The following is a 22,653-nucleotide window of genomic DNA, read 5'->3' on the forward strand; positions in this document are numbered from 1 at the left end:
AATGATATTCATTTCTTAAGGAAATATTAAGAAAAAAAATTTTACCACTTTACAAGTTATATCGACAAGGCGATTTTATTAATTAATTGGCTTATCTCAGCAGTTTCTTGACTGTATGACTAAAATATTCTCGAAATTTGTGTATTTTTTCCTGTAAAAGTTGTAATTTTCTTTTGCTTTAGAATGATTCGAAAGACAGGATTTGATTATTAAGGGCAAAATATGACAAATAAACATACAGGTGACTTACATTGTCATCTTAATGGTAGTTTTAGTTTGGCTTTTCTAGAACATATAGCCAAAAAAAATAATTGCGTTGAACTCTATGAAGAATTAATTCGTGTACGCTCAGAATACCTAAAAAATACCATTCAACAGCCAGAAAGTGGTTATTCTAATGAGTTAATCGCCGTCATTTGGAAACAATTTGGTCTCGTTCATAAAATTATCCAGACACTTGCTGATATTTCTGATGGTGTAGTTGATGTAGTAAGGAGCTCAAAAGCTAAGTACCTAGAAATAAGAACAACACCCAAAGAAATGGAACATCAAACACGAGATAAATATATCGATGCATTCGTCTCGGGGCTAACTCAAGCAAACCAACAGATAACTCATAAAAAAGCAGTTGGATTATTGAGTCTGGACAGAACCATTCATACTCTAGAGGATGCAAATTACTTTATCGATCGTATATTAAAAAGTCCTAATAAAGTATTAGTAGGCTTGGATGTTTCAGGAAACCCCGTAGCCAATAGAACGCTCGCAGGCGAAGATCTAACTAAGTTGGTTCATCTGGCTTTAGATAAAGGAATTGCTATTGCCATCCATGTAGGGGAATCTGATAGTGCTCGAGAGCGGCAAGACACCGATGCAGTTTTAACTGCGTTAGAACAGTGGAAATCTCTGCATTCTATTGAAGACAAGAATCCATTGCATGGTAAAGTACGCTTAGGTCATTGTATTTTTCTTACCCAGGAACAAAAAGATCGTATCAAAAAGCTGGGAATACCTATTGAAGTATGTCCCAGCTGCCACAGCAAACTGAATTGGCATCTCGAAAAAGAGCCTCATCCGGCTACATCGATTTATCAAGATCTAAGCGAGCCAATAGTTCTGGGGACGGATGATGAGCTAATTTTTGATGGTTCTGTCAAAGATGAATTTAATCGATTACTCAGTTTTTTTGCAAATAAGGAGCAATTAAGTAGAAAGCAACTTAAAGAACACCAGTCCAGCTTTCGTTTTTCTAATAATTGACGCTCTCCTCCAGAACGTTGCAAGGGATGATCAGTCAATTATATGGGTTCCCGGTTTCACTTCGACCGGGGTTACATCCTAATCTACTGTAAAACTTTCTCCACATCCACATTGTCCGGTTTGATTGGGATTATTGAAAATAAATTTATAATTTAATCCCTGTTTTACATAATCAACATTCATATTTTTTAAGAAAGGATAACTGGATTTATCAATGCATACCTTATAGTTATCCGTCAAAGCGAGCACTAAATCACCTTCCTGAGGAGCCAGCACATAATCCACTACATAAGATAAACCCGAACATCCAGTTTTCTTTACTGATAAACGAATCCCAGTATACTCAGAATTTTTCTGCAAATAAGACACCAAGTGTTTTATTGCTGCTTCTGTAAAATTGATTTCAGGCACTGTACCTTCTACATGATGCACTACTACACTCATTTGTTACCTCTCAATTCGATTTATCTTCTTCAATAAAAGCAATACTTCTCTATAGACATCAACAATCCTTAATGCTATAGGATACTGGGCGACAGGGATATCTAATTCTTTCACAATGAACTGATAATCAATTTGTGGTGCAGCATCAATAGTCTTACCTTCCAGCTGTCTGCATAACCATTCCAGGCTAGCTATTACATAAGGATTACCATTAGTTTTAAAACAAGCTCGAACCATTGTACCATCTGGAATATACTGCATATAGAGCTCAATAATCCCCTGACCTTTTTGATTGTTTTTAACACCTACTGCAAAATGATCATTTAAGTCGAGTACCCCCACATGTTTCGGAGAAAAGAAATATTCTCGTACAATTTTATTATACATCATGGTGATATTTCATGCAGCCGAGTTACTTGGGTACAAATAACACTTATCGCATGCTCCACTTCTGCTTCCTTAGTAAAACGCCCAAGGGATAATCTAATGGTGCTTTGTGCTAATTCGTCACTTAATCCTAAAGCTTTTAATACGTAAGAGGGTTGGATACTAGCTGAACTGCAGGCCGACGTAGTAGATACAGCTAAATCACTTAGTGCCAGCAGTAATGAGTCCCCATCTAAACCGGCAAAGCTTATATTCAGATTACCCGCGATGCGTTTTTGTTCGTCTCCGTTAATCTGTATCCCAGGCAAATGCTTAATGCCATTCCATAAACGCTGGCGGTACATTAAAAGTCGTGCTTGCTCCTCTTCTCGCAAAAGTTCAGCTAATGCAAAGGCTTCGCCCATTCCCACAATTTGATGAGTTGGCAATGTTCCCGAGCGTAAACCTCCTTCATGTCCTCCGCCAAAGCTTTGAGGTTGAAGACGGATGCGGGGTTTATGCCTCACATAAAGTGCACCCATACCCTTGGGGCCATAGTTTTTATGTGCTGATAATGCCATTAAATCTACAGAAAGACGAGTGAGGTCAATAGGAATTTTTCCAGCACTTTGCGCTGCGTCAACATGAAAAATAATTCCTTTATCACGTAATAAAGTACCAATGCTTTCAATATCCTGGATTACTCCAATTTCATTGTTCACATGCATGACGGATACCAAAATAGTATCGGGTCTTAATGCTAGGTTTAGTTTTTCAATATCAAGCAAACCATTTGCTTCAGGGGGTAAATAAGTTATTTCGAAGCCATCTTTTTCCAAGCGGCTAAAACTATCGAGCACAGCCTTATGTTCTGTGCTCATAGTAATTACATGCTTCCCTTTATTTTTATAAAAGTGAGCGGCGCCTATTATTGCTAAATTATTCGCTTCTGTAGCTCCTGAAGTAAATACGATATCTTGAGTCGAGGCATGAATTGAATCTGCAATTTGCAAACGGGCATGCTCTACTGCAAGAGCTGCAACTCGACCGTATTCGTGAGTTACTGAAGAAGGATTACCGTAGTCCCCATCTGGGCCCAAGTAACGAATCATGTGATCTACTACACGCGGATCTACCGGTGTAGTCGCCATATAATCAAAATAGATTGGTATTTTAATTATCTCGCTCACTCCCGCCCCTTTTGCTTGCCCATTCCAGTGATTTCTGTACCTGGCTTAACATCCCACGTAATAAATTAACTTCCATTTTTTCCAAATTTACGCGATTAAATAATCGTCGTACGCGTTGCATTAAACGACGAGGATTTGACGCTTTTAAAAATTGAATCTCAATAAAAACATCTCTTAGATGTTCATAAAATTGCTCAATCTCATCTGCCGTAGCATATTCATCCTGGCGTAATGAAACTTCTGCTTTGGGCGCTAATAATTTCATTCGCAATTCATAAGCAACAATCTGTACTGCTTGTGCCAGGTTGAGCGAGCCATATTCAGGGTTGCTAGGAATATGGATATGATAATGACATTTTAGCAGCTCTTCATTAGTAAGACCTGCATGTTCTCGCCCAAAAACGATTGCAATTTGTGTATCTTCTGTTTGCTGACTTATCAAATCGGCACAGGAGGCAGGAATTAAGCCAGGCAAAGACAGACCTCTAGGTCTCGCGCTCGTTCCTAAAATTAGCTGACAACCGATCAAGGCTTCATCTAAAGTCTCTGTTACCACCGCACGCTCTAAAAGATCATCGGCACCAGCCGCCATTTCTTTTGCTTTATAATCAGGAAACGATTTGGGATTGACCAGATAAAGTGAATTTAATCCCATCGTTTTCATCGCTCTTGCTGTAGAACCTATATTCCCGGGATGAGATGTTGCAACTAATATAATGCGAATTGAACTTAACTTCATATACAAAACTTTCATTAATACATTGAGATCTCTATATCATATCATTGAACTTCGTTTTTTACGATTTTTGCTTTTTTCATATTTAACTCTATTTGCACAAAAAAAATATGATAGAATCACCGGTTTTGTAGATTAAAGAGTATATTCATGGAACCACTTTTAAATATAGCAGTTAACGCAGCACGGCAAGCCGGTGAGATAATAATTCGACATATGGAGCAAGTGGACCGACTCAAAATTACAGCTAAAAATAACCATGAATATTTTAGCGAAGTGGACATCAAGGCCGAACAAACTATTATTCATGCAATTCATAAAGCGTACCCAGATCATGGAATCCTCGCCGAAGAAAGTGGTCTTCAAGAAGGTGATAATGAGTCGATTTGGATTATTGATCCCTTGGACGGGACCTCAAACTATTTACATGGCTTTCCTTTCTTTTCCGTTTCAATCGCAGTGAAAGTTAAAGGAAGAATAGAACATGGTGTTATCTATGATCCATTACGCCATGAGTGTTTTGCTGCAAGCCGAGGACGCGGAGCGCGTTTGAATGATCGAAGAATACGTGTTTCCAAACAAACCCAACTCGTGTCATCGCTGCTAGGAACTGGTTTTCCATCTCGCGACATCAGTATCGCACAAAAATATTTACCTACCTTCGAAGCATTATTTGGTAAATGTGCAGGAGTCAGAAGAACTGGATCTGCTGCGCTGGATTTAGCTTATGTTGCCAGCGGACGCCTTGATGGATTTTGGGAGTTTGGTTTACGGCCCTGGGATATTGCGGCAGGATCACTATTAATTAGGGAAGCGGGTGGTTTGATTAGTGATTTACACGGTGGCGATGATTTCCTCAAACATGGAGACATCGTTGCTGGAACACCTAAAGTGTTTAAATCATTATTACAAACCATCTCCCCTGTCCTAAAGTAAATTGAAGCGTCTCTATTGAAAAGCCTGGTTGAAGCGCTTCACCCAGGCTACGAGACCGAGGTCTTACTTATTTAAATCCAGGCTTCACTCCAAAACTTAAGGGAAGTTCGTCAGCCAGAGCAGTCCCTAGATTTTTAGTCACGCGATCAAAAAGATTTTGCTTATGGGTATAATCAATCAAATCAGGAATCTTAACTATTTCACGAGCTAACTGCCCACTACTTGCAAATCCATCAATTAAACCCATTGCTAAAGCTTGCTCCCCAGTCCAAAAAAGACCGGAAAATGTATCATTATCAATATGTAAACGCTTTCCTCGACCTTCTTTTACGCGATTAATAAATTGTTCATGAACCTGATCCAGCATAATTTGTAGTTTTTGCTTTGCAAAATCTGTTTCAGGCGTAAAAGGATCCAACAATGACTTATTCACCCCGGAGGTTTGTAATCTTCGGGTGATTCCCACTTTGTTAATTAGATCTACAAAACCAAAACCATTATACAAAACACCTATTGAGCCAACCATACTTGCCGGACTGGCATAAATATTTTCTGCAGCAACAGCAACATAATAAGCGGCAGAAGCACATGCATCCACACAAACAGCATAAATTTTTATATCAGGGTATTTTTTTTGATAAAACTTGATCAGGTTATACATGTATTCAGCCTGCACAGGGCTACCCCCAGGACTATTAATACGTACAATTACAGCTTTTAATCCAGAGTTTTTGTAAGCTGAATCTAAGCCCTTGGCGAAATCATCAGAATTGGCTTTGGATTCTGCCATTTCACCTGTGATATCGACGATACCAACATGAGGTTTGATGTTAGTGCCTAGGTCTTCATTGGTATTTATAAACACTTGATATACTATATAGACAAGGATAAGTAAATAAATAATCCGCATGAACCACTTCCATCTGCGTTTCCTTTTTTCTTCCTTCATATAATCAATAATGATTTGATTCAGCAAAGCTTGAGAATCCGAAGTAGAATTAGGAGAATGGTTGTTTGTCATAATCATCACTTGAAATTATTAAAATAGGCCTCATTTTACGGTAGATACAATAAAATTAACACCCATTAACCCATTAGAAGGTTATATATCATGAGAATGGATAAGCTAACATCAAAGTTTCAAATAGCCTTGGCAGATGCTCAGTCTCTCGCTTTAGGGAGAGATAATGGTTTTATCGAACCAGAGCACTTAATGAAAGCGCTTTTGGATCAACAAGGAGGCAGTTGTAGACCTCTACTGAGTAAAGCGGGTGTCAATATCCCTTTATTAAGGACTCTTTTAGACCAAGCATTAGACAAACTTCCCAAAGTATCTGGAATGGGTGGTGATATTCATATTTCCAATGGATTAAATCGTCTCTTAAACCTTACTGATAAACTGGCTCAACAGAAAAAGGATAATTTCATTTCGAGCGAGCTTTTTGTTCTAGCAGCAATAAACGAGGAAGGTAGCCTTTCTCGAATGCTTAAACAAGCTGGCGGTGAAGCCAAAGCAATAGAAAACGCAATTAGTGAGTTGCGTGGCGGTGAAAGCATTAATGACGCTAATGCCGAAGAACAACGCCAAGCTTTAGAAAAGTATACTCTTGATTTAACCGCCCGAGCAGAACAAGGGAAACTGGATCCGGTAATTGGTCGCGATGATGAAATTCGAAGAACCATTCAGGTATTACAAAGACGTACAAAAAACAACCCTGTTTTGATTGGTGAGCCGGGAGTAGGTAAAACTGCAATTGTTGAGGGATTAGCCCAACGCATTATTAATGGCGAAGTTCCTGAAGGCCTAAAAAATAAACGCTTGCTCTCTTTGGATATGGGTGCATTGATTGCGGGAGCAAAATATCGCGGGGAATTTGAAGAGCGGCTCAAAGCAGTTCTTAATGATTTAGCAAAACAGGAAGGTCAAATCATTCTCTTTATTGACGAACTTCATACCATGGTGGGTGCTGGAAAAGCTGAGGGTGCTATGGATGCAGGAAACATGTTAAAACCTGCTTTAGCCCGGGGTGAACTCCATTGCATCGGTGCCACTACTCTAGATGAATACCGACAATATATCGAGAAAGATGCCGCTCTAGAACGACGTTTTCAAAAAGTTTTGGTTGATGAACCGACTGTGGAAGACACCATTGCTATTCTTCGTGGTTTAAAAGAGCGCTATGAAGTACATCATGGAGTTGAAATTACGGATCCTGCAATCGTTGCAGCAGCTACTTTATCACACCGGTATATTACGGACCGACAATTACCTGATAAAGCAATTGACTTAATTGATGAAGCAGGAAGTTTGATTCGTATGGAAATAGATTCAAAACCCGAAAGCATGGATAAATTAGAGCGACGTTTGATTCAATTGAAAATTGAACGTGAGGCACTAAAAAAAGAACATGATGAAGCCTCTAAAAAACGCCTTGAAGATCTGCAGCATTCAATTGATGAATTAGAAAAGAACTATTCTGACTTAGAAGAAGTATGGAAAGCTGAAAAAGCAACCATGCATGGGGCTACACAAATCAAAGAAGCCCTGGAACAAGCAAAACTTGAAATGGAAACTGCACGTCGAGCTGGAGATTTGAGTCGAATGTCGGAATTACAATACGGCCGCATTCCAGAGCTTGAAAAACGTTTATCCCAAGTAGCTGAAGTTGAATCGCATGAGAACAAATTAGTCCGTAATAAAGTGACCGAAGATGAGGTTGCAGAAGTCGTATCGAAATGGACAGGTATCCCTGTAGCCAAAATGATGGAAGGTGAAAAAGAAAAATTACTTCGTATGGAAGAAGTCCTTCATCATCGCCTCATAGGTCAAAATGAAGCAATCAATGCTGTATCTAATGCCATTCGTCGTTCCCGTGCCGGTTTATCCGACCCTAACCGCCCTATTGGTTCATTTTTGTTCCTTGGTCCTACAGGCGTGGGTAAGACGGAATTATGTAAAGCCTTGGCTTCATTCCTCTTTGATACAGAAGAAGCGATGGTACGTATCGACATGTCTGAATTTATGGAAAAACATTCTGTGGCTCGTCTGATTGGTGCTCCTCCTGGATACGTAGGCTATGAGGAAGGCGGATATCTAACAGAGGCAGTCCGGCGCAGACCCTATTCCGTAGTTTTACTTGATGAAGTAGAAAAAGCCCATACCGATGTGTTCAATATACTTCTGCAAGTTATGGATGATGGGCGCTTGACTGATGGCCAGGGGCGTACCGTTGATTTTCGTAATGCCATTATTGTCATGACTTCGAATCTTGGCTCCAATTTGATTCAAGAAATGGGCAATAAATTTAAATACGAGCAAATTAAAGATGCGGTTATGGAAATGGTACGCCAACACTTCCGTCCTGAATTTATTAACCGTATCGATGATACAGTGGTCTTCCACGCTCTTGCTCAAGATCAAATTGCAAAAATTGCAGGAATTCAAATTAGTTACTTGCAAAAACGCTTGAATCAACAAGATATCCATCTCAATGTAACGCAGGATGCCTTATCTCACTTAGCAGAAGCAGGTTTTGATCCAGTATATGGAGCAAGACCGTTAAAACGCACCATTCAGCAGCAACTGGAAAATCCTTTGGCACAAGATATATTGACTGGGAAATTCAAAGCAGGTGATACAATTAAAGTCACTTATAAAAACGGGGAAATCAAGTTCTCTTAGCATTAATTGTAAAAATACCTATTCATGTTTTGCGATATAAAACATCCAGCCTGGCGACTAAAAACCGCCAGGCACTTATCAATCATTCAACTAAAATCATTCAAACAAACTTGCTAACTCGTAAATCGGGACGTTAGAACCCTCCCCCAAACAAAGCCTCAGTACATTCGATTTTTAACTATACTTATTTGTACTATTTATCAATTAAGAGATCCCATGGGAAAGTATTTCTTTGTGTTGGGCCAAAAATCTTTAGAAGATGAAGAGGAAGAAGAATATCCTTTAGAACGAGGGGATGAATACTACATAAGTTCAAATAATCAACACGAATCTTTGGACCCTCTCCTCGCAGCTGAATATGCAGTCTTTTCAGGTAATTTACTACGCCATATTTTAGGCCCTGAACATCCGGAGTACCATCTTTTAAGAAATAAAACCAATACGAATTATTATCGAGCTGCAAAACTATTAAAAAACTACCGTGATTGGGATGAGGTAATTAAAATATCACCAGATGGCTCTATATATTTCCAATATGCAGAAGAACCGCCTACAAATATTCTAGAACTTAATATAGTCGGATTAATCGACTTATTTGTAGTATGTCATTTTTTAGGAGAAATCGATTGGGAAGGTGGAAATTTTGGGTTTATCAAGAATAATGATACTTTTTTGGGAATCCGATTAGACCCTGGATGTAGTTTTAATTCATTTATTATTGAAAATAATAATATTAATTTAGAAAAATATATTAATAATTTTGTACTTAATTATCTTACCAATGAAATCACAAGTAACTCGGAGGATGATAAGTATTTAACTGAAATTTTAGATCACGAGCATAAGAAATTTAAAAGTCCTGTTGCTGAAATCTTATTCTCAGATAGAGAAAGAATAATATCAACAATGATAAAAATAGCAAAACTTTCAGAAAAAGATTTACATTCAGTAAAAAGGAAATCTTTTACTGCATTTCATTTCTCTATAGCGGAAAAATTGATAGAAAAATTACTTGCTCGTAGAGAACTATATAAAACATTTATTAATCATCTCGAAACAAATGTTTTTGATGAAACTGAAGCAGACGAGCATGATGAATCAAATCCTATAGGCCCCCCAAAAAAACGTAAACAATCAATAAAATTTTTTAATCCAAGTAGTGCTGATAATCCACATCAAAGCGAACTAGATTGTGATAGCAATATTCCAGATGACGATACAAAAAGTGCTAAAAACAAGCGTATACGTATAACCCCAAGTACTAAGGGCCCATAACAACACTATAAAACCTAAAGCAGCTCCTTCATTAACATTCTACACGTTTTAATCGTTCTACTAACTTCTTTTTCACTTCAGGCCACTCTTCAGCAAGGATACTATATAAAACCGTATCTGTGACCTGTCCATTGTGATGAATCATATGTTGACGCAGAATACCCTCTTTTGTAGCGCCTAATTTGTTTAATGTATTGTAGTTTTTCACATTACGAGGATCTGTTGCGATTTGAACCCGATTAAGGCTCCACGCTTCAAATGCATTTTGAAATAACAAAAATAACGACTCATGATTGTACTGCTTACCCCATACTGATGGCGTCAGCCAGCCATAGCCCACTTCCAATTTTTTATGTTGCAAGTCGATCTCATAATAAGCTCGGCTTCCAATTAACTCGTTATCTTTAAATCTTCTTATCACATACGTGAATTGTAAACCCTGCACTTGCTTTAACAAACAATCTTGAAACCAGGAATCATAAAACTCACCATTCGCTTTATTTGGCATGTAAGTCCAAATACGGGCATCATTAGCCGGATAACGCAAATTGGCATAATGATTTATAGTAAGTGGCTCCATTTGAATGGATTGTCCAATAAGCGTCTCAAGCGTAATCGTACTGACTTTAGCTTTATTTTTAGGCATAATAAGGGCGTCAGTCATTATCGTTTCTCAATATATAAAACCATGATCAATAAATTATTTCAGCGAATAAAACAACTGTTTCAGACCTCTACAGGTAAAATTATTTCAAATGCATATCGGATTATTTCAGTTGACGAGAACTATCTTAATACAGCTAAAGTTTACGTTAAAGTCCAAGTTACTGGTGGGGCAGTCACTTTTGATAAGCCTATAAGTGAACTGTACCATAAAAAATGGTTGGATAATTTTTCGCATGAAGATGTAGCACATATCGCAGCTTTATATTCGGCCGAACAAACAAATAACCTGGATCTAATTAAAAGGTTCCCTAAACATACATCCGCCAACAAATCCAGTGTCATTAGTGTAGGAATTTTGTTTACAACTTTTTTAATTTTATCGAATTTAGCAGCCTTTAAAATTGCTGCTTTTGGTTCAATTAGTTTTGCTGCGGGTTTGATTTTTTTTCCTTTAACCTATGTTTTTGATGACATTTTGACTGAAGTATATGGATTTAAAGTGAGTCGACGGATTATTTGGATGGCATTACTGGCGAATACTATCGTTTTTTTGGGCACCTGGCTTACCATTTATCTGACTCCTTCACCCTTTTGGTCTCATCAAGAAGCTTATGCAACTGTATATCAAGGAACATTAAGGGTGTTCACAGCCTCTGTCATTAGTTATTTTTTTGGTGAATTTGCCAATTCAATTATTCTGGCCAAACTGAAAGTGTTAACATCTGGTGAGCGGCTTTGGTTGCGAGCAATTACAAGCACAATGATCGGTGTAGGTATCGATACCTTACTTTTTACTCATATTGCTTTTTTATTCATGATTCCCTATGCGGCGATTTGGCAAATTATTGGAACGATGTATTTATTCAAAGTATTGTATGAAATATGTGCATTACCCATTACTTATCATGTTTCCAATTATTTAAAGCGAAAGGATAATGTAGATCATTATGATGTGAAAACCGATTTTAATCCGTTTTCATTAGCGCTTTGATTATTCATAAAACAACAAATATCTCTGGGAATAGAAAATTGTTTCCGTTCCTTGTTTATTTCTTGGATGTATTTAAGTGCACCTCATCCTTTATTTTCTTCTTTAATCCGATCATTATTAACTCCAGCTTACAAATGGAGCCAAATTTGGACTAATACGAACCACATATGTTAGGAATGGTATTCATTTCAAAGTACTGGAAGAAAGTAGAAAGAGTGCACTTACCTCTGTAGATAATATAGAGGAGCACAGCAAATTCTTAATAAGAATTTATCTAAGAAAAGGTCTGTGAACCTATATTGAAGGTGCTTTACGTAAGAAATTCTGATAATTCAGATCTCTCTTGGAGAAATTCTGACCCAACTCAATCTTCTTGGGCTAGATCAAGTTCTCCAAGTTAATCGACAGGACTCTTCTGCCCAAGACTTCACCCAATTTACCACCAATAACTGCTATAAGATAATTTATACTGTCGACTTGTATATAAATAATCCAAATAAGATACTTTTTCAATAAAATTTAAACAGTAAGTATCACCACTTCGTCTTTTTTCTGCTCTTCCTGATAGGTGAGCTCTTTCTCAGCTCTTGCGATGGCCGTAAGCATTTTAACTTTTCCATTGAAAAATGTGCAATCCAAGACAGCGCCAGGCTCTGTTTCAAGGAATTGTTTGAGAAACTTCACCCCATTGAGCATATCGTCTTGAGTTAATTCATCCAGATTTTTTTCCAAACCTAAAGCTTGCTGAAGCGTAAAGAGTAGATCCGTATCTAGCGTTTTTGACTGTTGTAATAGCAATACATAGCCACCAAAAAGCATATAGCTGCATGTTGAATCATAACAACCTTTCATTTTGGTTAAAAAGGAGCTGTGCTCTGTGGACTCAAGGTTGTCTTGTATTAATGGAGTATAAAATAAACTAAAAATTATATTTCTGGATGTTTCTGATTCCACATATTTACTTAGGCTTGCATTTATTGCCTCATCATCTAAATTTTTAAAGACCTTAAAATCTTTATAATCTTTGGCTACCCCTTTACACCATTTTTCTATATCTTTCTCCAGCTGTTGCCGTTCATTTTCAATTTGTTCTGCTAAAGTTTTAATGAATTCAATTGCTGCAAACTGATTTAGAATAGCTGCTCCTCTTCGCGCATGTTCATCGATAATGTCCTGTAAGTAAGGTTTGAAATTTTTATCTTCAGCAAAGTGCGGGTATTTCATAAATCGAGCAACATGTTCTTTATCTTCAAGCAGCATGTTATTACGAAAAACCTCTAGTGCTTTGACAATAGTTACAACATCAAGAATTTTTAAATCATCTACTCTAAAAGTCTTTTTTACTTCGTCTAATTCTTTAAATTGCAATGCTCTTCTTATCGCTTGAAATAACCTGCAATCAGTTACATTACATTTACCCCATATCGTCCAAGAGGCATAATAATTATGATTGTCATACTCCTTAATCAATCGAAAATAACGATGAATTAAGGCCCCTAATAAAAACATTGTTCCTTGCTCTGTATCCTTTTTGTTTTCTTTCGGAATTTGGCGTAATTCATTAACCAATTGATTAAACACTTCAATTTGAGGAGTTCGATCTGATTTACATTTAATTACTTCATTTGTTCTAGCTATTAATACATCCAGTGCAGAGGATCCCTCACTGACCTGACTATCCACTACTGTATACCTTCCCAATATAGTGGAATATTTAGTTTCTAAGTTCAGCGTATTGACTCTAAGTTTTGCAAACGTTGGCGGAATAAAAGTCATACATCCTCCTTAATACATACTCATTCCCAAAGAATTCATAATTCCTCTATAAAGCCCAAATAAAGCTGAAGAATTCTTGCTAGACGAAAAATATTTTGCTTCATGAATGTCCTTTTGAATTGTTGCTCCTAATCGCTTATTTAGTTCCCGGTATGTTTCTTCTTCGCGCCGTTCATATACAAAAGTGCAATAATAACTGAACTCGCTCAAACATGAATTAAAAAAATCCTTATCCATTTCATCAAGAGATTGGATTTCTAAATGACTACGAAATAATTCAATCAAAGATTGGTAAAGATAATTACTGACTGAAGAATTATATTGGGTCCACTTGACCAAATATATTCCAATAATAACCTTACTTTTAAATTCATTGAAATCATCTAGAGTTAGCGTAAGATCTCTCTTAACAACTTTAACATATTGGATTAGTTCATAGGTCTCATCTAAACTGTGAGCCAGCATGCTTATTGTAGCCGCATCATCGATAGCAACATGATTAGGAACGAATAAAGAAAAAAAATTCAAACATCCCACATGGTGTCCATAAGATCGCGCCAAACACGTTGCTAGTTTTTTCGCTTTTTGCTGAAATTCGGCAAACTCTGTCATTGCGTCCCTCCTGCAAATCTGACCCGCAATAACTGCAACGCGTCATTGTCCAAAAATGTAAACGCCTTCATTTTTTATAGCAACCTATAAAAAATATTGCAACTATTAATTTAACTAATTGAACATAAAAAGAATTAAACGTCTTTTTTCTAGTTTTTTTATGCCCAATAAGTTCGAGGATAACTCAGCAAGTCAGATATGAAGAAATGTTTAAACTTAGATTTAGCATGGGTGCAGAGGAACCCGGGGATCTCTTGCAATCATCCTGAGTGCAACAAGGGATCTCTCATCGTAATCCTCTGTCCTGAGTCCCAAATCTATCTTGAAAACCGCTCGTCTATAGAATTGATTAACTTTTGATGAATTCCATTAAAACCTCGGTTACTCATAACCAAAACAGCATCTCCTGCTTGTACTGTATGGGTTATTTCTTTAATTATTTCGTCATGATTTTTACAAATCTTATAGGGACACGTCCAGTTGCTTATTGTTTCATGCAAATTGAAATCCTGTGGTTCTAAAACATACGCTCCATGAACGGGTTGCAAGGCATGCGCCATTTCATCCGCATGAACCCCTGTTCGCATGGTGTAGGATGCAAACTCTAACACTGCAAAAATACGTTGATGTCTATTGCTTCGTTTTAAAGCATCAACCGTTCGCATAATGGCTGTAGGATGATGTGCAAAATCATCATAAACCGTTATGTCATGTTTATTTGAGCGAACCTCTAATCGACGTTTTACAGGCGTAAACCGTTCTAAAGCCTCAGCTGCAACTTTAGGCTCGATCCCAGCGTTTACACTCGCAGCAAGAGCTGCTAGGCCATTTTCAACATTAAAACGCCCTATTAATGGCCATTTCACCTCAGCGACTTCTTTTCCATGATGTAATACTTTAAAGGCAGAGCCATTTTCCTCAATTAATTGGGCTGACCATTGAGCGTTCCCTTCCAAAGCCAACTCTTCAATGCGTGAATATTGTCCACGCTCAATAACTTCATTAAGTGCTTTATCATCTCGAGGTTTTATGGCAACACCGCTGGCAGGGATAGTTCGCAACAGATAATGAAATTGCAATTGAATCGCTGCTAAATCAGGATAAATATCAGCATGATCAAATTCCAGATTGTTCAAAATAGCAATTCTTGGGCGATAATGCATGAATTTAGGACGTTTATCAAAAAAAGCACTATCATATTCATCTGCTTCGATCACAAACCATTTACCTGTTCCGAGACAAGCACTCGTCTTAAAATCAGAAGATACGCCACCAATTAAAAAGCCAGGATTCAATCCTGCTTGATGTAAAATCCATGCAATCATTGATGTAGTAGTCGTTTTACCATGTGTCCCAGCAACAGCGATTACTCGATATTTGGATAAAATATTTTCCGCAAGCCACTGTGGTCCAGAAGTGTACTGCTTACCTGATTCAATGACCGCTTCGAGTACAGGCATCCCTCTTTTCATCGCATTCCCCACAATAACGAGATCTGCTTGCAAGGCTAAAGTAGGATCATCATACCCTTCAGTCCAGATTATCCCTTTTGCAGTAAGCAAATCGCTCACGGGTGGATAACAATTCGCATCACTACCAGTAACTTTATGACCGGCATCCCGTGCTAATAAAGCTAGAGCGCTCATAAAAGTTCCGCTTATACCTAAAATATGTAAATGCATGATAATCCTATCTCATTGTAAAAAAGAAACAGTTAATATATTAACCGCTATTAAACCAAATGCGGCTAAGACCGATTGAATTGCTGTTGTGTTTAACGCGAACTTAAATATATGGGCTATGATAACAAACTGCCAAACTGATAATCCTAAACTGAAAAACAAATAAAGAATGCCTACAAATATTAATAAGGGATTTTTTAGATTAGGAAGAGACAAGTAAGGTGCTAAAATCAATAACGGTACCACTAATATATGGATGATAATGTTGATACAGTATAACGATGTAACTGTTTGCACCAAGCGTGAAGTTAATCCTTTTAAATACAAAGCCAGATAGGTATAAATGATATAAGAAATCACCAAGTATATTGAAGTAGCGACATTATTAACGAGATCTTCGGAAGAATTAAAATAAGAATAATCCCATTCAATCGTGATCAGTAAAATCAGTAAAATACTACTTAATACCATTAGAGAAATGGAATATGGTGTATTTTCTGGACTTTCTTTTAATAAACAAATATCCCAATAACGATCAAATATAAGATGTAACATTAAGCTAAATCCATAAGATTAGGACTCTTCCTTTCTCATTATTTTCTTTACAATATCGAGCTGTTGTACAACAGGTTCATCCCAAGGTCCTGAAATTTTATAACTATACGCAGAAATTTTCTGCATACTTTGATTAATAATTTTATTGGCCACCCAGGCTGCAACACCAGCTACAGGCCCACCAGCAATAGTTGCAACAACAGGCAAACTGGCTGTTATATGAGGGGATATTTTCAAGTTTAGATCATAAGTATGTTTAACCAAATCAAGATCGCCTTTCATGCTTGCATAAGCGACAGGACCATCAAGATAGCTGTCTTGTGTGCCCATAATTCCCTTATTTACAATAAAATTTCCCTGAAAAATATCGAAGCTATACCCTTGATGTGCCAAATCACTAAAATCTAATTGTAAACGGCGCGGAATGGTTTGCAAGCTTAGGATACTTAATAATTTACCGAGACCTAACTTTTCTTCTGTCTCCTTACTTAAATGCGTAATCCTTCCGTTTTTAAGTTGCAAATACATAGTCCCTTTTAACGATGCAAGAGAGAATTGATATAAACTCTTATTCCAACCGCCATGAAACTCCATATATCCTTTTTTTGCATGGACCGTGGGAGTGACATTCCAACGTTCCAGAGTTTTAGCTAGATTGGCGATACTCAGTTTGAGGTCAAAATTTGTCTGATCTCTATTCTCCTTTTGAATCCATTCGCCCTGAATATTAAATTGATATACGGGTGAAGTAATTTGGCAATAATCCATTTTCCACTTTTCAGCTGTGGATTGACTTTTTAAAGTTACATCCCCCACTTGCACTTTGCCTACGGATAAATTATCAATCCGCAAGTTAAGATTGGGTATTTGTTTTGGATGTACTTGGGTGCTCTCGGCAAGATCGCCACCTACTGTATCAATCTTCTCTAAATTTAAATGATAGACATGACCACTTAATTCATTTCCAGGTGCTCGATAGATTAAATCCGCTGCAATATTTTTCTGTTGCAAATTAAAAGACCAATCCTTATTCGGCAAAATTTTTGCTTTCACTTTCATTTTATTAAATTGCTGTTTCAAAAAACCCAATTTATCTATAGTTACATTGATAATTCGCAAATTGTTAAATAAGGATGCGCCTGTTTTTGGTGATGAAAATTGATTGTATACATCCTTCCATGCGTGTAAATCAAATCCTTTTAATACACCTACAATTGAAAGCCCAGGCAATTTTTGATTTACAGCATTAGCACTACCTAAACGTACTTGTCCTGAATCAAAAACATAAGCTTCTTTCGCATTTTTAAAAAGAAGATCCGCACTTAAACGATTGTCGTAATTTCCATTCAAACGCATCATTTTCTTTGCATTAAGGTCAAGATTTAACTGAAGAGGCGCCTTTGTATCTGATTTTTTACCTAAAGGCTCAGGTAAATTAACTTCCAATCCTTCCAAAGTACTATTAAAACTGATGCTATCAGCCTCAGAAGGTTTATCACTCAACTTCAAAACTGCATTCATATCAAATGAGCCATCAACTACAGAAAGAAGTGGCAATTTAAATTGGTTTTTCAAAGAATCAACGGTACATTTTCCAGTAATTGCAATTGTTGTAGCGGGTTTGGGGTCTTTAACGGATTGAATTTTGATGTTCATTGGATGACCCAAGATATTGGCGAACAGGTAACTGTCGATTATTCCAGTTTCATTAAACATCAAACCCCCTGAAACATTTCGTACAGCAAATTGGCCTAATTCATGATTGACAGTTATCGTATTATTTTTAAAGGCCACATTTCCTTTAGCAAGGACCTCATCATTCTCTGGATATAAAGGAACCTGTACACTTAAATCAAGTAAAGCGGAGCCTTTGACGGACAACATTTTTAAAAGCGACAGTTTTTTCTTTAAAGGTGACGCCATCACATAATTCATCATTTTTTGTACTGATGCATCAATTTTCCCAGTCACCAGTAAATTCTCTTTATTTTTTCCAATGTCATAAATTCGCAAAAACATTTGCTTAGCCGGTACACCCTGAAAATTAGCATGGACTATATCAATATTGAGATTACGATTTTTTAGATGAATGTATCCATCAATCTCTTTGACAACCGGCCATTTTGAGTTAATGGCAAGCTCTCCTCCGCTTGCATAACTTTCTAAAGTGAATTCACCAGTATTGTTATCGAAAGGAAATTCTTTTGCCAAACCATTAACAATTATCCTTCCACTCGCGACTGCAATACGTTTTACATCATTTTTCAGCCAGAGATATAATTTGGGTTTCATGTACTTTTTAGGTAAAAACGCCACCCATTTTTGCCAATTCTTTCCAGAAAACTCAATGCCGAGACGAATAGTACCTACAGACTCTCGAGTCACCTGATCGATTGCGCCTCGCATACTTAATGTGAGTTCGGGCTGATTTATTACCAGTCGTTCCATACTTACTCGCAAACCATCACTTAACTCTTTCCATTCAAAAGCTCCATTGAGTAATGTTAAGATTTGTTCTGGATATCCTTTAACTTTTACCGAGGTATTTTCAGAATCTAGTTCTAAACGTCCTTGTTCCGGCTGCCAATTTATAACACCTGAGAGATTTCTTACTTGAGGAATTGTTCCTTTGCCATTCCATTCTAACTCCTCAAAACGTGTTAAAACATAATTTATTGAATAGTCACTAATGGAAAAATCATTTTTTCTTATTAGTAATGGATCAGTAATATTCTGAGAGGTACTAAGAGAGGACGATGATTTTGACGTTGACTGTTCATTTACAGTAAAGGTGTTAAAAACGGGAACGGGTGGAATAACTGACACATTAGTATTTAAAGCGACAAGAAGTTGAGTATCTTTTAGGACTCCTTTAGGCTTCATGCTCAATATATCTTGGATACTTTTAGGCCAGTTAATCGCATTAGAAAACAATGATTCAATAATGATTGACTTTACAAATAATTGGTAACTTTGTTGCTCTTTATTGTATTTAAGCAATAATTTATTCTCGGGCCATGTCACACCACCTATTCGCAATCTAATTGGATCGGCTTGAAACTGCCAACCCAAACTATTGGGTTTCCAAGAAAGATTGGCAAAAAATGATTGGATGAGTTGGCTCTGTTGATTGTTCAATAATCTCCAAGCGAGTCGCTTAAAAGTTATCTGCGCTTGTATGGAAGAGATGGCACCATGATGCACATCAAGCCATAAATTTATATAACCTTTACCGCCTTCCAAATGTTCTGTGGCTTTAGGAAATAAACTTTGCCATTGAGCAGGCACAACATTTTTGGCTGAGAAATAAAATTTTCCTTCAATGTCCTCGAAATGTTCCGGATCAAAATATCCATCACCTAACAGCTGAAAATTAGTGCTACTGGTTTGTGCAAGTCGTGCTTCGCCCTTAAATTTATAATGTCCCCCTCGATTTACTACCGATACATTTAAACCATTAACAGGAATCAATCCCCCGTCGCTAAAATGAAAATACGCTGAAACCTGTTTGATAATTAAATGTTCTTGTTGCGATAGCCAGATTAATATTTGCTTAGTTTTCTCGGGAGTCATATCGCTGCTATTGAGCGAGTCAGTTGCAACACCATCAATAGTCCAGTGATGATCTTTTTCTCTCAAATTGAGATGCATGTCATCAATATAGAGGACTCCGGGTTGAATCTGCCAACTCCATAATGATTTAAATAAGTTAATACCAACTAACAATTTGTTGATACGAAAGGTATGGTCTGAATCATTGCCCAATGTAACCTGATGTAATTTAAGTACTGGTTGAAACCAATACCATCCTGTCTCCATCGTTTGTATCGTTACCGGTTGCCCTATGAGAACTGAAAGATGCTGTTCGACTTCCCCCTTATATTCTTTTGCCCAAGGAGTCAACGATCGAAATATACTGGATAAAACAGCCATAAAGATAATAAAGATAGCTAAAAGCATCCATATTCTTTTTACTACTTTCCTAACGCTTAGTGTTCGATTACTCATTGATTTTTTTACTATACCATTGCTTTTGCGCATACTCATCATTTTCTTTTTGTTCTATGCGCTGGATTTTGAGTTGTTCGCTCTTGTTAACCCGGTCAATCAAATGATTGACTCCTTCTTCAGAAATTTTAGCTTGCTTGTAATTAAGTTCGGCTTTAGACCTTACCTTTCCTAAATATGCTAAATGCGTATTCAATTGTATTAAAGCTGTATCCAAATGGCTAATAAAATCGATACGATTACGTAGTCGAGCCACTACAGTTCCTTGTTCACCAATTTTTTCAACTTGCTTTAAATAATCCTGTCGATAAGATACTAATTGCTCATGCTTTAACTTATTATGTTTGAATTGCTCCTGGGCTTTTAAAAGATCCTGGTATGCGGCATAGGTCGCTTCTTTTTTCATCTGCAACAGTTGTTTTAAACGCTCTAATCGCTGACTCATCAATTAGCTCCAAAAGATGATACTAATTGGGATAACATCCCTACACTTTGTTTATAAACAACTCGTTCGTTGATTCCTTGTTCCATATATTCCCTAATTTTATCTCGAGCTTGAATCGCTTTATCAAGATTAGGATCGCTTCCTTTAACATAAGCGCCAAGAAGTATGAAATCTTTGTTTTTCTCATACAGGGATAAATATTTTTTGAATAATAGCATATCATTCATTTGTTGTTCAGGTACTATAGTTTGCATTACTCGACTTATCGAAGCTTCCAAATCAATAGCAGGATATTGTCCTTCTTCCGCAATCGATCGACTTAGAACAATATGCCCATCCAAAATAGCCCGTGCTGCATCAGCAATCGGATCTTGCAAATCATCCCCCTCAGTTAAAACGGTATAAAATGCAGTAATCGAACCGCTACCTGGTTCTCCATTACCAGCCCGCTCAACAAGCTTTGGTAATTTGGCAAAAACTGAAGGAGGATAACCTTTCGTTGCTGGGGCTTCTCCAATAGATAGAGCAATCTCTCGTTGAGCCTGAGCAAAACGAGTTAATGAATCCATTAAGAGAAGCACATGTTTACCCTGATCACGAAAATACTCAGCGATACTAGTCGCTACTTTAGCACCGTGCAAACGCATTAGTGGACTTTCATCTGCGGGTGCAGCTACAACAATCGCGCGTTTTAAACCTTCTTCACCTAAATTCGATTCAATAAATTCTTTAACCTCTCTACCGCGCTCACCAATCAATCCAACTACCACCACATCCGCTTGGGTAAAACGAGTCATCATTCCTAATAACACAGATTTTCCTACACCGGATCCCGCAAATAAACCGATCCTCTGTCCGCGCCCCACAGTGAGTAAACCATTAATTGCACGAATGCCTACATCCAAGGGTGTATCGATGATTGCTCTTTTTAAAGGATTAACTGCTGGGCTAATTAAAGGATAGGAATCCTTCATCTCAAGAGGTGGGCCATCATCAATAAGAACCCCCGCTCCATTAACAATTCGTCCAAGTAATTGAGCTCCCACTCCCACCTGAGCGACCCGTCCAGTTGGGGTAATGATCATACCAGGGGCGAGTCCTTGGATCGCTCCTATAGACATCAAATAAACGCAATTTTGGCTAAAACCAACTACTTCGGCTTCAATCGTACGTGATCCATCAATATTAATAAAACAACGTGCACCAATAGGTTGGTGAAATCCTTTGGCTTCTAAAGTAAGACCTACTGCACGACTTACTCGGCCGCAATGCAATAGTCCTGAATGTTCTTTTTCGCGAATTTCAGACAATACCTCAACCAGATGAGACTCATAAATTTTCATTGGTTACCCTGATCTTTTAAGGGTGGAATCAAGTTATCCTGGTTAATATATTTTGTAAACAAAGTTGCGAAACGAGTAAATATTCGGCCATCTAACTCGCTGTATTCACCTTTTAAATAGAAATCTCCACGGCTCAATAAAGGATCTGCTACCAAAATCTCTTGTAAACCAGGTATTTCTTTTTCACCAAATTCATTTTTAACCCAATTTACATCTTCTGGATGCATAGCAAGTATTTTATTAGTTTGTAAAGAAGGTAACTCTAATTTGATGATATTGAATAAGTTTTTTAATTGCTCTGGATTAACGGATAACTCGACCCCAATACAATGCTTGCTGAGCCAAATTATGGTTTGAATGATTTCTTGGGTAACGTGTTCATCTAGAAGTTTTACTGGATTTTGTAATAAATCAAACCAACGTATGAACTGCTCTCTTTTGTCATTAATTTCGGCCATGGCTTGCTGCATTCCCTCCGTATAGCCCTTCTTTATAGCTTCTTGCTTCAAGCGTTCACATTCCGCAAGAAATAGTTCCTCCTCATTAATTTCTGCTTTTGCTTCATTATTTATAATTGATTCATAATCCCAAGCACTAAACCCACTATTACTTTCTTTTTTGTTAAGGTAAGGCTTAAATTCATTCGACATATGCTTATCCTGCAAATCATATCCAATCAGAAATCG

General features: G+C 37.3%; 19 protein-coding genes. 5 read left to right on the forward strand and 14 right to left on the reverse strand.

Annotated elements, in window-relative coordinates; genetic code table 11:
• The first annotated feature begins 222 nt into the window (after nt 1-222).
• Nucleotides 223-1,260, forward strand: a complete 1,038-nt coding sequence (locus tag ACWTE2_RS13685) for an amidohydrolase family protein (protein ID WP_182393424.1) — start codon at nt 223-225, stop codon at nt 1,258-1,260.
• 78 nt (nt 1,261-1,338) lie between these two features.
• Here ACWTE2_RS13685 and ACWTE2_RS13690 read toward each other — a convergent pair whose 3' ends face one another.
• The 4 genes from ACWTE2_RS13690 to trmJ are packed head-to-tail and all read right to left on the reverse strand — an operon-like array spanning nt 1,339 to nt 3,999.
• Nucleotides 1,339-1,704, reverse strand: coding sequence for a HesB/IscA family protein (locus tag ACWTE2_RS13690; protein ID WP_182393422.1), 366 nt, complete (start codon nt 1,702-1,704; stop codon nt 1,339-1,341).
• A gap of 3 nt (nt 1,705-1,707) precedes the next feature.
• Complete coding sequence (locus tag ACWTE2_RS13695) at nt 1,708-2,094, reverse strand: iron-sulfur cluster assembly scaffold protein (protein WP_454785785.1); 387 nt, start codon at nt 2,092-2,094, stop codon at nt 1,708-1,710.
• Entirely contained in the window at nt 2,091-3,260 is a 1,170-nt protein-coding gene (locus tag ACWTE2_RS13700; RefSeq protein WP_454785786.1) for an IscS subfamily cysteine desulfurase, read from the reverse strand. Before ACWTE2_RS13700 ends, ACWTE2_RS13695 begins: the two co-directional genes overlap by 4 nt.
• Nucleotides 3,244-3,999, reverse strand: coding sequence for a tRNA (cytosine(32)/uridine(32)-2'-O)-methyltransferase TrmJ (trmJ, locus tag ACWTE2_RS13705; RefSeq protein WP_454785787.1), 756 nt, complete (start codon nt 3,997-3,999; stop codon nt 3,244-3,246). The genes ACWTE2_RS13700 and trmJ overlap by 17 nt, the downstream gene beginning before the upstream one ends.
• A 147-nt stretch (nt 4,000-4,146) precedes the next feature.
• Between trmJ and ACWTE2_RS13710 the strand changes: the two genes are divergently transcribed.
• A complete protein-coding gene (locus tag ACWTE2_RS13710; RefSeq protein ID WP_182393417.1) occupies nt 4,147-4,932 on the forward strand; it encodes an inositol monophosphatase family protein in 786 nt (261 codons plus the stop codon).
• Between the two features lie 67 nt (nt 4,933-4,999).
• On the opposite strand, the gene ACWTE2_RS13715 is transcribed toward ACWTE2_RS13710, so the two are convergent.
• Nucleotides 5,000-5,953, reverse strand: a complete 954-nt coding sequence (locus ACWTE2_RS13715) for a S49 family peptidase (protein WP_454785788.1) — start codon at nt 5,951-5,953, stop codon at nt 5,000-5,002.
• Between the two features lie 90 nt (nt 5,954-6,043).
• Between ACWTE2_RS13715 and clpB the strand changes: the two genes are divergently transcribed.
• Nucleotides 6,044-8,614 (forward strand): ATP-dependent chaperone ClpB, encoded by a 2,571-nt coding sequence (clpB, locus tag ACWTE2_RS13720; RefSeq protein WP_454785789.1) that lies wholly within the window; start codon nt 6,044-6,046, stop codon nt 8,612-8,614.
• A gap of 216 nt (nt 8,615-8,830) precedes the next feature.
• On the forward strand, nt 8,831-9,889 hold the full coding sequence (locus ACWTE2_RS13725) for a hypothetical protein (RefSeq protein WP_454785790.1): 1,059 nt from the start codon (nt 8,831-8,833) through the stop codon (nt 9,887-9,889).
• Between the two features lie 31 nt (nt 9,890-9,920).
• Here the strand turns inward: ACWTE2_RS13725 and ACWTE2_RS13730 are convergent, their stop codons facing one another.
• Complete coding sequence (locus ACWTE2_RS13730) at nt 9,921-10,553, reverse strand: GNAT family N-acetyltransferase (RefSeq protein ID WP_454785791.1); 633 nt, start codon at nt 10,551-10,553, stop codon at nt 9,921-9,923.
• A gap of 24 nt (nt 10,554-10,577) precedes the next feature.
• On the opposite strand from ACWTE2_RS13730, the gene ACWTE2_RS13735 reads away from it, so the two are divergent.
• The gene (locus ACWTE2_RS13735) at nt 10,578-11,546 is read left to right on the forward strand and encodes a queuosine precursor transporter (RefSeq protein ID WP_454785792.1); all 969 of its coding nucleotides are present in this window, start codon (nt 10,578-10,580) and stop codon (nt 11,544-11,546) included.
• A 519-nt stretch (nt 11,547-12,065) separates the two neighbouring features.
• Here ACWTE2_RS13735 and ACWTE2_RS13740 read toward each other — a convergent pair.
• From ACWTE2_RS13740 to ACWTE2_RS13775, 8 genes are all read right to left on the reverse strand, one after another.
• Nucleotides 12,066-13,322 carry a hypothetical protein gene (locus tag ACWTE2_RS13740; RefSeq protein WP_454785793.1) on the reverse strand — a complete coding sequence of 419 codons (1,257 nt, stop codon included), beginning with the start codon at nt 13,320-13,322 and terminating at the stop codon, nt 12,066-12,068.
• A 9-nt stretch (nt 13,323-13,331) separates the two neighbouring features.
• On the reverse strand, nt 13,332-13,934 hold the full coding sequence (locus ACWTE2_RS13745; RefSeq protein WP_454785794.1) for a hypothetical protein: 603 nt from the start codon (nt 13,932-13,934) through the stop codon (nt 13,332-13,334).
• Between the two features lie 317 nt (nt 13,935-14,251).
• Nucleotides 14,252-15,616, reverse strand: coding sequence for a UDP-N-acetylmuramate:L-alanyl-gamma-D-glutamyl-meso-diaminopimelate ligase (mpl, locus tag ACWTE2_RS13750; protein WP_454785795.1), 1,365 nt, complete (start codon nt 15,614-15,616; stop codon nt 14,252-14,254).
• A gap of 12 nt (nt 15,617-15,628) precedes the next feature.
• The gene (locus ACWTE2_RS13755; protein WP_454785796.1) at nt 15,629-16,171 is read right to left on the reverse strand and encodes a hypothetical protein; all 543 of its coding nucleotides are present in this window, start codon (nt 16,169-16,171) and stop codon (nt 15,629-15,631) included.
• An 18-nt stretch (nt 16,172-16,189) separates the two neighbouring features.
• Entirely contained in the window at nt 16,190-20,212 is a 4,023-nt protein-coding gene (locus ACWTE2_RS13760; RefSeq protein WP_454785797.1) for a YhdP family protein, read from the reverse strand.
• Nucleotides 20,172-20,624, reverse strand: a complete 453-nt coding sequence (gene fliJ / locus ACWTE2_RS13765; protein WP_182393402.1) for a flagellar export protein FliJ — start codon at nt 20,622-20,624, stop codon at nt 20,172-20,174. Before fliJ ends, ACWTE2_RS13760 begins: the two co-directional genes overlap by 41 nt.
• Nucleotides 20,624-21,967: a flagellar protein export ATPase FliI gene (gene fliI, locus ACWTE2_RS13770; RefSeq protein ID WP_454785798.1), complete on the reverse strand. Its 1,344-nt coding sequence runs from the start codon at nt 21,965-21,967 to the stop codon at nt 20,624-20,626. The genes fliJ and fliI overlap by 1 nt, the downstream gene beginning before the upstream one ends.
• On the reverse strand, nt 21,964-22,617 hold the full coding sequence (locus ACWTE2_RS13775) for a flagellar assembly protein FliH (protein WP_454785799.1): 654 nt from the start codon (nt 22,615-22,617) through the stop codon (nt 21,964-21,966). Before ACWTE2_RS13775 ends, fliI begins: the two co-directional genes overlap by 4 nt.
• Between the last annotated feature and the right edge of the window lie 36 nt (nt 22,618-22,653).

This window comes from Legionella nigrisilvae, from assembly GCF_977063395.2.